8 protein-coding genes are annotated in these 12,100 nt (G+C 61.4%); all 8 read left to right on the forward strand.

What is annotated here, in order from left to right:
• Window positions 1–177 precede the first annotated feature (177 nt).
• Window positions 178–1,614 (forward strand): NAD(P)-dependent oxidoreductase, encoded by a 1,437-nt coding sequence (locus tag LGT41_RS03720; protein WP_274128689.1) that lies wholly within the window; start codon window positions 178–180, stop codon window positions 1,612–1,614.
• Window positions 1,611–2,033 (forward strand): GFA family protein, encoded by a 423-nt coding sequence (locus LGT41_RS03725; protein WP_274128690.1) that lies wholly within the window; start codon window positions 1,611–1,613, stop codon window positions 2,031–2,033. Before LGT41_RS03720 ends, LGT41_RS03725 begins: the two co-directional genes overlap by 4 nt.
• Window positions 2,033–6,565, forward strand: a complete 4,533-nt coding sequence (gene gltB / locus LGT41_RS03730; protein WP_274129654.1) for a glutamate synthase large subunit — start codon at window positions 2,033–2,035, stop codon at window positions 6,563–6,565. Before LGT41_RS03725 ends, gltB begins: the two co-directional genes overlap by 1 nt.
• 31 nt (window positions 6,566–6,596) lie before the next feature.
• Window positions 6,597–7,274, forward strand: a complete 678-nt coding sequence (mtgA, locus tag LGT41_RS03735; RefSeq protein ID WP_274128691.1) for a monofunctional biosynthetic peptidoglycan transglycosylase — start codon at window positions 6,597–6,599, stop codon at window positions 7,272–7,274.
• A 65-nt stretch (window positions 7,275–7,339) separates the two neighbouring features.
• Window positions 7,340–8,005: an FtsZ-binding protein FzlA gene (fzlA, locus tag LGT41_RS03740; RefSeq protein ID WP_274128692.1), complete on the forward strand. Its 666-nt coding sequence runs from the start codon at window positions 7,340–7,342 to the stop codon at window positions 8,003–8,005.
• A 1-nt stretch (window position 8,006) separates the two neighbouring features.
• Window positions 8,007–9,056: a tRNA epoxyqueuosine(34) reductase QueG gene (queG, locus tag LGT41_RS03745; RefSeq protein WP_274128693.1), complete on the forward strand. Its 1,050-nt coding sequence runs from the start codon at window positions 8,007–8,009 to the stop codon at window positions 9,054–9,056.
• Window positions 9,057–9,059: 3 nt separating this feature from the next.
• Window positions 9,060–9,950: an SDR family oxidoreductase gene (locus LGT41_RS03750; RefSeq protein ID WP_274128694.1), complete on the forward strand. Its 891-nt coding sequence runs from the start codon at window positions 9,060–9,062 to the stop codon at window positions 9,948–9,950.
• Between the two features lie 57 nt (window positions 9,951–10,007).
• Complete coding sequence (locus tag LGT41_RS03755; protein WP_274128695.1) at window positions 10,008–12,089, forward strand: YjbH domain-containing protein; 2,082 nt, start codon at window positions 10,008–10,010, stop codon at window positions 12,087–12,089.
• The last annotated feature ends 11 nt before the right edge of the window (window positions 12,090–12,100 follow it).

Below are 12,100 nucleotides of genomic sequence, written 5' to 3' on the forward strand. Positions count from 1 at the left end.
CCCGCCGGGGCAGGTCACGCGCCTATATATGGAATATAAGCTGACCTATTAAACCGGATTGCTGTGGTGTTTTGTTGGCTTCCCGGCCAAAAATCTACTATTATGTCAGCATTGCTGTCTTTATATTCCGAATGCGCCTGTGTAAAAGGGCGCTCCGGGCAGTGAAGAAGGTGACCAATGGCCAAGCAACCCATGCTGAAATTCGTCGATATCGGGCGCAACATGCCCGCCAAGCGCGATGCCGATGCGCGGCGCGCCGATTATCATGAAATTTATGCCGAATTTGCCGCCGCCAAGGCTGCCGAACAGGCCAGCCGGTGCAGCCAATGCGGTGTGCCCTATTGCCAAACCCATTGCCCCTTGCACAACAACATCCCCGACTGGCTGAACCTGACTGCGACCGGGCGGCTGGAAGAGGCGTATGAGCTGAGCCAGGCCACCAACACCTTCCCCGAAATCTGCGGCCGCATCTGCCCGCAAGACCGTTTATGCGAGGGCAATTGCGTGATCGAGCAATCGGGCCACGGCACGGTGACCATTGGCGCGGTCGAGAAATATATAACCGATACCGCATGGGAAAATGGCTGGGTCAAACCCGCCGCCCCGCGCCGCGAACGCCCCGAAAGCGTGGGCATTATCGGCGCTGGCCCCGGTGGGCTGGCGGCGGCCGATACCCTGCGCCAGATGGGCTTTCAGGTGGTGGTCTATGACCGGTATGACCGCGCCGGCGGCTTGCTCACCTACGGCATTCCCGGCTTCAAGCTGGAAAAAGACGTGGTCATGCGCCGCGTCAAGCTGCTGGAAGCGGGCGGCGTTACCTTCAGGATGAACACCGAGATTGGCCGCGATATTTCGTTTGATGCGCTGCGCGATGCGCATGACGCCGTGCTGATCGCCACAGGCGTTTACAAATCGCGCGACCTAGGCGGGCCGGGGGCCGGGCTTGGCGGCATTGTCGCCGCGCTGGACTATCTGACCGCCTCAAACCGGCTGAATTTCGGCGATGAGGTGGCTGAAATCGCCGAGGGCAGCCTGAGCGCCGAGGGCAAGAACGTTGTCGTTATCGGCGGTGGCGATACGGCGATGGATTGCGTGCGCACCGCCGTGCGGCAGGGGGCGAAATCGGTCAAATGCCTCTATCGGCGTGACCGCGCGAACATGCCCGGCTCGGTGCGCGAAACCCAGAATGCCGAAGAAGAGGGCGTTGAGTTTGTCTGGCTGGCCGCGCCCAAAGGCTTTGTTGGCGAAGGTCGGGTCAGCGGTGTGCGCGTGGCCAAAATGCGGCTTGGCGCACCCGATGCTTCGGGCCGTCGCGCCCCCGAGGAAATTGAAGATGCCGATTATACGGAACCGGCCGATCTGGTGATCAAGGCGCTGGGCTTCGAGCCCGAAGCCCTGCCCGAGCTTTGGGAATCTCCTGATCTGGGGGTTACCCGCTGGGGCACGGTCAAGGCCGATTTTCACAGCCACGCCACCAACCTGCCCGGCGTCTATGCGGCGGGCGATATTGTGCGCGGCGCCAGCCTCGTGGTCTGGGCTATCCGCGACGGGCGCGATGCGGCCGAAGCCATTGCCAAATACATTGCCGCCAAGACTGCGGTGGCCGCCGAATGAGCGCGCGGCTTGGCGGCTGCCTGTGCGGTGCGGTGCGATTTGAGATTGCGCCCTTCAAGCCCGGTTTCGGCGCCTGCCATTGCAAGATGTGCCAGCGCTGGGCGGGGTCGGCCCTTTTGGCGCTGACCGTGCCGGGCGAGACGCTGACCGTCTCCGGCGAAGCGGTGAAAACCTATAACTCGTCAGACTGGGCCGAACGCAGCTTTTGCGGCAAATGCGGCGCGGGGCTGTGGTATAAGGTGAAAGATGAAGACATCTACCATATCGCCATCGGCCTGCTGGATGACACGACCGGCCTGACCCTGAAGTCGGAAATCTTCCACGATCTGAAGCCCGATTGCTTTGAGCTGAGTGCCAGCAGCAAAAAATACACCACCGCCGAGACAATGGCCATGTTTGCCCCGAAGGAGCCTGAATGATGACAGATTTTGACGCAAACTATGCTGAGAACATGCAGGCCAAGCGCGACTGGTTGCAAAAAAACGGGCTTTATAACCAGAATGAAGAGCGCGATAGCTGCGGCGTTGGCTTTGTCGTTGCGCTGAACGGCAAGCCCGCGCGTTCGGTGGTGGAAGCGGGGATTACCGCGCTGAAAGCCATCTGGCACCGGGGCGCTGTCGATGCCGATGGCAAAACCGGCGATGGTGCGGGCATTCATGTGCAGATTCCCGAAGAGTTTTTCAAAGACCAGGTGCGCCGCACGGGCCACGAGCCGCGCGATGAGCGCATTGCCGTCGCCCAGGTGTTTTTGCCGCGCACCGATTTTGGCGCACAGGAAACCTGCCGCACGATCGTTGAAACCGAAGTTTTGCGCATGGGTTACTATATTTACGGCTGGCGGCATGTGCCGGTCGATATTTCCTGCCTTGGCCAGAAGGCCAACGCCACGCGCCCGGAAATCGAGCAGATCCTCATTTCCAACTCCAAAGGCGTGGATGAGGAAACCTTCGAGCGCGAGCTTTACGTCATCCGCCGCCGGATCGAGAAGGCCGCATCCAACCTCAACGGGTTTTACATCTGTTCAATGTCGTGTCGTTCGATCATCTATAAAGGCATGATGCTGGCCGAAGAGGTTGCGGTGTTCTACCCCGATCTGCGCGATGAACGCTTCATCTCTGCCTTTGCCATTTACCACCAGCGCTATTCCACCAACACCTTCCCGCAATGGTGGCTGGCCCAGCCCTTCCGCATGTTGGCGCATAATGGCGAGATCAACACGATCAAGGGCAATCTGAACTGGATGCGCAGCCATGAAATCCGCATGGCCTCCAACACGTTTGGCGATATGGCCGATGAGATCAAGCCGATCGTCACGCCCGGAAGCTCGGATTCCGCCGCCTTGGACGCGGTGTTCGAGGTTATGGTGCGCGCGGGCCGAAGCGCGCCGATGGTCAAAACCATGCTGGTGCCGGAAAGCTGGTCGAACACCGCCACAGCCATGCCGCAAGCTTGGCAGGATATGTATTCCTACTGCAACTCGGTCATGGAACCCTGGGACGGCCCGGCCGCTTTGGCCATGACCGATGGCCGCTGGGTCTGCGCCGGGCTCGACCGGAACGGGCTGCGCCCGATGCGCTATGTCGTTACCGGCGACGGGCTGGTGATTGCGGGCTCGGAAGCCGGCATGGTGCCGGTGGATGAATCCAACCTTCGCGTCAAAGGCGCGCTTGGCCCCGGCCAGATGCTGGCCATTGACATGGTCGAAGGCAAGATGTGGCGCGATACCGAGCTGAAAGACATGCTCGCCGCCAGCCTGCCCTTTGGCGAATGGGTCGGCAAGATTACCGATCTCGATGAAATGTCGGCCGGAAAGGACGAGCATACCGCATTTGAGGGCAGCGCGCTGCGCCGCCGCCAGATCGCCGCCGGCTACACGCTGGAAGAGCTTGAAAACGTGCTGCACCCGATGGCCGAAGACGGCAAAGAGGCGATCGGCTCGATGGGCGATGACACGCCAAGTGCAGTGCTGAGCGAGCGTTATCGCCCGCTCAGCCATTTCTTCCGGCAGAATTTCAGCCAGGTCACCAACCCGCCGATCGACAGTTTGCGCGAACATCGGGTGATGAGCCTGAACACCCGCTTCGGCAACCTCAAGAACGTTCTCGACCAATCGAGCGCGCAAACAGAGATTGTGCTGTTGGGCAGCCCCTTTGTCTCCAACGGTCAGTTTGCCGATATGATGCGCTATTTCGGCGAGGGCGCGGCCCAGATCGACTGCACCTTTAGCGCCGATGCCAATGACAAGAACGCCCTGCATGACGCGCTGGCGCGCGTGCGCCGCGAGGCGGATGAGGCCGTGCGCGCCGGTGCCACGCATCTGGTGCTGAGCGACGAGGCACAGGGCGAGAACCGCGTGGCCATGCCGATGATCCTGACCACATCGGCTGTGCATTCATGGCTTGTGCGCAAAGGGTTGCGCACCTTTACCAGCCTCAATGTGCGCTCTGCCGAATGCATCGACCCGCATTATTTTGCCGTGCTGATCGGCTGCGGGGCGACCACGGTCAACGCCTATCTGGCCCAGGATTCGCTGGCCGACCGTGTGCGCCGCGGCCTGCTGGACATGACGCTGGAACAGGCGGTGACGGCCTATCGCGAGGCGATCAACCAGGGCCTGCTGAAGATCATGTCGAAAATGGGAATCTCGGTGATTTCCTCATATCGCGGCGGGCTGAATTTTGAAGCCGTGGGGCTGAGCCGCGCGATGGTGGCAGAATATTTCCCCGGCATGGTCAGCCGTATTTCGGGCATTGGCGTGCCCGGCATCCAGAAAAAGGCGCGCGAAGTGCATGGCCGCGCCTGGCAGGGCGGCAGCGATGTTCTGCCGATTGGCGGGTTTTACAAGGCGCGCAAATCGGGCGAAACCCATGCCTGGGAAGCCACGGCGATGCATTTGCTGCAATCGGCCTGCGACAAGGCAAGCTACGAGCTGTGGCAGCGCTATTCCAAAACCATGCGCAGCGCCCCGCCCATCCATTTGCGCGATCTGCTCGACCTCAAGCCGCTGGCCAAACCCGTTGCGCTGGAAGATGTCGAAAGCATCACCGCCATCCGCAAACGCTTTGTCACCCCCGGCATGTCGCTTGGCGCGCTCTCGCCCGAGGCGCATAAAACGCTGAATATTGCGATGAACCGGATCGGGGCGAAGTCGGATTCCGGCGAGGGCGGCGAAGACCCGGCGCATTTCGCCCCCATGCCCAACGGCGATAATGCATCCGCGAAAATCAAACAGGTCGCCTCGGGGCGCTTCGGGGTAACGGCGGAATATCTGAACCAGTGCGACGAGCTGGAAATCAAGGTCGCCCAGGGCGCCAAACCCGGCGAAGGCGGGCAGTTGCCCGGCATGAAAGTGACCGAGTTGATCGCGCGGCTGCGCCATTCCACCCCCGGCGTGACGCTGATTTCGCCACCCCCGCACCACGATATCTATTCCATCGAAGACCTTGCGCAGCTGATCTATGACCTCAAGCAGATCAACCCGCGCGCCAAGGTCACGGTGAAACTGGTGGCACAATCGGGCGTGGGCACCATTGCCGCCGGTGTGGCCAAGGCCAAGGCCGATGTCATTCTCATCTCCGGCCATAATGGCGGCACGGGTGCCAGCCCGGTGACCAGCATCAAATATGCCGGCCTTCCCTGGGAAATGGGGCTGTCCGAAGCGCATCAGGTGCTGGCGCTGAACAATCTGCGCGACCGTGTGACCCTGCGCACCGATGGCGGCTTGCGCACCGGGCGCGATATTGTCATCGCCGCGATGATGGGGGCCGAGGAGTTTGGCATCGGCACCGCCGCGCTGATCGCGATGGGCTGCATCATGGTGCGGCAATGCCAGTCCAACACCTGCCCGGTGGGCGTATGCACACAAGATGCGCGCCTGCGCGACAAATTCACCGGCAATGCCGACAAGGTGGTGAACCTCATCACCTTCTATGCCCAGGAAGTGCGCGAGGTGCTGGCCAGCATCGGCGCGCGCAGCCTGGATGAGGTCATCGGCCGCGCCGATTTGCTGAGCCAGGTCAGCCGTGGCTCGGAACACCTGGACGATCTCGACCTCAACCCGCTGCTGATTTCGGTATCGGAGCGCGGCGAGATCAAGTTCGACCGCGACAAGCCGCGCCAGTTCGTGCCCGACACGCTGGATGCGCAGATTGTGGAAGATGCCAAACCCTTCTTCAAAGACGGTGAGAAGATGCAGCTTTCCTATGCGGTGCAGAACACGCACCGCACGGTGGGCACGCGGGTGTCCAGCCATATCGTGCAGCGTTTCGGCATGAATAATGATTTGCAGGCCGACCATCTGACCATCAAGCTGCAAGGCTCGGCCGGGCAATCGCTTGGCGCATTTGCAGCACCGGGGCTGAAGATCGAGGTGGCGGGCGATGCGAATGACTATGTCGGCAAGGGCCTGTCGGGTGGCATGATTGTTGTGCGCCCGCGCCTGCATTCCCCGCTTGTGCCGCATGACAATGCGATCATCGGCAACACGGTGCTTTACGGGGCCACGGCGGGCAAGCTCTTTGCCTCGGGCCGCGCGGGCGAGCGGTTCTGTGTGCGCAATTCGGGTGCCGAAGTGGTGGTTGAAGGCTGCGGCTCCAACGGGTGTGAATACATGACCGGCGGTGTCGCGGTCATTCTCGGGCGCATCGGCGATAATTTCGGCGCCGGCATGACCGGCGGCATGGCCTATGTATATGACCCGAACGGTGCTATTGCCGCGCGCATGAACCACGACAACATTGTCGCCCAGCCCGTGCTGGCCAGTTACTATGCGCAGCAATTGCACGCGCTCGTTTCCCAGCATTTTGACGAAACCCGCAGCCCCCGCGCCGAGGAATTGCTGCTGGATTGGGAGAATGCGCTGCAAGATTTCGTGCAGATCGTGCCAAAGGAAATGCTGAGCAGGCTCAGCCACCCGCTGGATGACAATGCTGCGCGTATTCCGGCGCAATAGGCCCAAGCCGGACAAGGCGCGCCACAGGTTCATGCGGCGCGTCCTTGCGGTGCTGCGCTTTGGCCTGAGGCTGGGCGCGGTAACGGTGGCGATCATACTGCTGACCGTGCTGGCCTTTCGCTGGATAAACCCGCCGATGACCCTGCTCATGCAGCGCGCGGCGGCTGAACGCGGCGAAATTGCGTGGGAATGGCGCAGCATGTCCGAAATTGCACCCGAATTCGCGCTTTCGGTGGTGGCGGCGGAAGATGCGAATTTCTGCCTGCATTACGGGTTTGACATCGCGGCCATTCGCGCGGCCCTGGATGACGGGGCCGAGCGTGGGGCGTCGACCATCAGCCAGCAGGTTGCCAAAAACCTGTTCCTGTGGCCCGAACGCAGCTGGCTGCGCAAGGGGCTGGAGGTGGGGTTTACCGGGCTGATCGAGCTGTTCTGGCCCAAACGGCGCATATTGGAGGTTTACCTCAACATTGCCGAAATGGGGCCGGGCGTGTTCGGGGCCGAGGCGGCCGCGCAGCACCATTACGGGCAGGCCGCAAGCGCGCTTGGCCCATCGCGCGCTGCCGCTTTGGCGGTGATCCTGCCCAACCCGCGCGAACGCAACCCGCGCAACCCCACCGCCAGCCGCGCGCGCCGTGCCGCACAGGTCGTCGATGGTGCGGCCACCTTGCAGGCCGACGGGCGCGCCGCCTGTTTTCTGCCGAAATAGCGCGCAGCCCTTGAAAATTACCCCGCAGCGCGGCATGAAGGGGCAATCATACATTCGGGGTTCACATGCGCCGCCTTTATCACCTGCCTCTGTCACCCTATTGCCGCAAAATCCGGTTGGTTCTGGCCGAAAAGAAAATCGAAGTTGACCTGATCGAAGAAAAGGTCTGGCAACAGAACCTCGATTTTCTGCGCCAGAACCCGGCGGGCAAGGTGCCCATGCTCAAGATGAACGGGCTTGTGCTGGCGGAATCGAGCGCGATTTTTGAATATATCGAGGAATCCAACCCTTCCCCGCCGCTGCTGCCGCGCAATATTTCCGAGCGCGCCGAAGCGCGCCGCCTGCAAAGCTGGTTTGATGACAAGTTCCACAACGAGGTCACCGCCAACCTGCTTTACGAGCGTGTGAACAAAAAGCTGATGGGCGCGGGCTACCCGGATAGCGCCAAAATCAAGGCTGGCTCGAAAAATATCAAATACCATATCGACTATATGGGCTGGCTTTTGGAAAGCCGCCGCTGGCTTGCGGGCGATATGATGACCATAGCCGATTTTGCCGCCGCCGCGCATTTCTCGTCGCTCGACTATATAAACGATGTGGATTGGGAACGGAATTCGGCGGTGAAGGACTGGTATGCGAAGATCAAATCGCGCCCGGCCTTCCGCTCGATCCTGGCCGACCAACTGCCGGGCTTTGTGCCGCCCGACCATTACGCGGACCTGGATTTCTGAGATGGACGCGGCGGGCACCCTCGCCGCGCGTGTGCGCAAACAGGCTGTGGAATTCGGGTTTACGGCCTGCGCCTTTACCACACCAAATGCCATTCCGGATGCGCCCCAACGGCTGCAAGGCTTTCTGGATGCGGGCTATCACGACCAAATGGCCTGGATGGCCGAGCGCACGACCTGGCGTGCCAACCCCGCCGCCCTATGGCCCGAGGCGCGCAGCATCATCATGCTGGCCGAAGCCTATAGCCCGACGGAAGACCCGCTCACCCTGCTCAAACACCGCGACCGTGGCGCGATTTCGGTTTATGCGCGCAACCGCGACTACCACGATATTGTCAAAAAGCGGCTGAAGCGGCTTGGGCGCTGGCTGATCGCGCAAGACCCGTGCGAAATCAAGGTCTTCGTCGATACCGCCCCGGTGATGGAAAAGCCGCTGGGCGAAGCTGCGGGGCTTGGCTGGCAGGGCAAACACACCAACCTTGTGTCGCGCGATCTGGGAAGCTGGTTCTTTCTCGGCGCGATTTTCACCACGCTGGAGCTGCCGGCTGATGCGCCCGAGGCCGACCATTGCGGCTCTTGCACCCGCTGTCTGGATATCTGCCCGACCAACGCCTTCCCCGCGCCTTACCAGCTTGATGCGCGGCGCTGCATTTCCTACCTGACGATCGAGCATCACGGCCCGGTCGATGAAGCCTTGCGCCCGCTGCTGGGCAACCGGATTTATGGCTGCGACGATTGCCTTGCCGTCTGCCCCTGGAACAAATACGCGGTTGACACAACCGAGCCGGGCTATTGGCCCCGGATCGAGCTTTCGCGCCCGAAACTGGCGCATTTTGTCAGCCTGTCGGATGCCGAGTTCCGCGAGGTGTTTTCCGGCTCGCCCATCAAACGCATCGGGCGTAACCGCTTTGTGCGCAACGTGCTTTACGCCATCGGCAATTCGAACGAGCGCGGCTTGCGCCCCTATGCCGCCCGCTTGCTGGACGACCCCGACCCGGTATTGCAAGATGCGGCACGCTGGGCGCTGACCCGGCTTGAAACCGCAACAGGATAGGCCATGAAATCTTTGCTCATATTCGGCTTTGGCTATTCCGCCAGGGCGCTGGCGCTGCATCTGCTGGCGCAGGGCTGGCATGTTGCCGCCACCACACGCAGCGCCGCAAAGGCCGAAGCCATGCGCGCATTGGGCATTGCCCCGCATATCTGGCCCGGTGCCGATATGCGCGCTGCACTTGCCGCTGCCAGCCATGTGCTAATTTCCGCCGGCCCCGATGCGGCGGGCGATCCGGTTTTGAACGCGCTGGCTGGCGAATTTGCCGCCGCAACGCATTTGAAGTGGCTCGGCTATCTGTCGACCACCGGCGTTTATGGCGATGCGGGTGGCGGCTGGGTGGATGAGGACACAGTGCGCGTTCCGGCCGGTTCGCGCGGGCAGTTGCGCGTAGAAGCCGAGGATGGCTGGCTGGCCTTGCACCGCGCCAACGGTCTGGCGGTGCATATTTTCCGGCTTGCGGGCATCTACGGCCCCGGGCGCGGGCCGTTCGCCAAGCTGCGCGCGGGCACGGCGCGGCGAATCATCAAGCCAAATCAAGTGTTCAGCCGCATCCATGTTGACGATATCGCGCAGGTTCTTGCCGCCTCGATGGCGCAGCCAGATCCGGGGCGCGCCTATAATGTTTGCGATGACGAGCCCGCCCCGCCACAGGATGTGATTGCCGCAGCCGCCAGGCTTTTGGGCATGGAGCCTCCGGCGGAAGAATCCTTTGAATCTGCGCAGATGGGGGCAATGGCTAAATCATTTTATGGCGAATCCAAGCGCGTGTCCAATGCCCGCATCAAGGCCGAGCTTGGGGTGAATCTGCGCTACCCGACCTATATGGCGGGGCTGCGCGCTGTGCTGGCTGCGGAAGGAAATTCTTCGCCCGCCGCCCCGCATTCCGACTCCTAATTCTGCTGAAAGCAGGTTAGAAGAGTTGAGCTACTATATCTTGTGACGAGGGAACCTATGCGCCGGGCATATCAATTGGCTACAATCGGCTTTCTGGCCGCTTCAACACTGCCCGCCTCCGCGGTGACTTTTGGCACAAGTCTGAACATCAATGGCACGGTCGGGCTGATCGATATGCCCAGCGCGCTGACCTTTCCGGACGGGCAGACAAGCTGGTCGTTCACCGGCAGCGATACCATGTCGGGCACGGTGCTGAGCTTCCAGCTTTTGCCGAATGTCGAAGCCGTGATCCGTATGCAGAACCTGCAAGACTGGAACGGCCCCGGTGACAATCAGGCCGAACGCAGCCTCGACCTCAAATTCGTGCTGTTTGAAGAACAGGGCTGGCGCCCGGCGCTGGCGCTTGGATTTACCGATTTTGGCGCAAACGGCCCATTGGCCAGCGAATATCTTGTGGCCACCAAAAGCCTTGGCGAAAATTTCCGCGTTACCGCCGGGCTGGGTTGGGGGCGGCTTGGCACCTATAACCCCATCGGCGCGCCCTTTGGCAGCCGTGCCCCGCAAACCAGCAACACACCGGGGATAGACCATTTCTTCGCCGGCGATATGGCGTTTTTCGGCGGGTTTGAGTGGGATACGCCGGTCAACGGGCTGACCTTCAAGGCCGAATATTCTTCGGATGCCTATGTCGGCGAGCAACTGGCCGGGTTCACGGTGAACTCGCCGTTCAATTTCGGGCTGGATTACCAGATCAGCCGCAACCTCAACCTTGGCGCCTATTACATGCGCGGCAACGCCTTTGGCTTTCGCGTTACGCTGACAGGCAACCCCAACACGCCCGTCACCCCGCCCGATTTTGGCACCGGCCCGCTGCCCGTGCGCGCCCGCACCGCCGATAGCAACATGACAACCGCCTGGGCCTCGAACGCGCCTGTGCGCGGGCAAATGGCGAATCTTCTGGCCACGTCGCTGGGTGAAATCGGCATTTCCATCATCGAGGCGCGGCTGCGTGGCGACACGATCGATCTGCAGATCCAGAACAACCGCTATGTGCGCGAACCCAAGGCGATAGGCCGTCTGGCCCGCGCGCTGACCGTGGCCTTGCCGCCATCGGTTGAAAACTTCCGTATTTCACTGGTCAATAACGGGCTGGCGACCACCACGGTCGTTCTGCGCCGCAGCGATATCGAAGCCCAGGTTGAACGCCCCGATGCCGGGCCGCAAAGCTATGCAACCACGCAGTTTGTCGACGCGCCGAACCGTATTGAAGATGCCGATTTCGTGCGCGAGATCGACCCGCGCTTCTCCTGGTCGCTCACCCCGCAGATTGATGTAAACCTGTTTGGAGGCGATGCCTTTACCCAGGCCGATATCATCTTGCGCGGCAATGCCAGCTACCGGATCAATCGCGGCCTGTCCTTCAACCTTGCCGTGTCGCAGCGGCTGATCGGCAATATCGGCGAAGGGGCAGGCCCGTCGACCAGCCCCTTGCCGCATGTGCGCAGCGATGCCGCCTTGTATGATTCAAGCGGCCCCGTGCTGACCCGGCTGACCGCCGATTACCTGTTCAAGCTGAACCCAAGCACCTATGGCCGGGTTTCGGCGGGCTATCTGGAACGGTATTTCGCCGGGGTCAGCGCCGAGGTTCTGTGGCACCCGACCGCCCAGAACTGGGGTCTTGGGGTTGAGCTGAATTATGTGCGCCAGCGCGCCTTTGACAGCATGTTCGATTTGCAGGATTACGAAACCCTGTCGGGCTTTGTCTCGCTCTATTGGGATACGGGCTGGAACGGTTTTGAAGCGCAGGTCGATGTCGGCCGCTATCTGGCGGGTGACTGGGGCGCAACCTTCTCGCTGTCGCGGCGGTTCACCAATGGCTGGGAGCTTTCGGGCTATATCACCTTGACCGATGTCAGCTTTGACGATTTCGGCGCAGGCAACTTTGACAAGGGCATTGCGCTGACCATTCCGCTGGACTGGACATTGCCCTATGAAAGCCGCTCGCGCACCACGATCGGGCTGGGTGGGTATGGCAGCGATGGCGGCGCGCGCGCCAATATCTCCAACCGGCTTTACCCGATCATCCGCGATTACAATCAGCAGGATCTTTACGATAGCTGGGGAGCCTACTGGCAATGATGCGCATTTCT

This window comes from Abyssibius alkaniclasticus (assembly GCF_020447305.1).
Lineage (GTDB): Bacteria > Pseudomonadota > Alphaproteobacteria > Rhodobacterales > Rhodobacteraceae > Abyssibius > Abyssibius alkaniclasticus.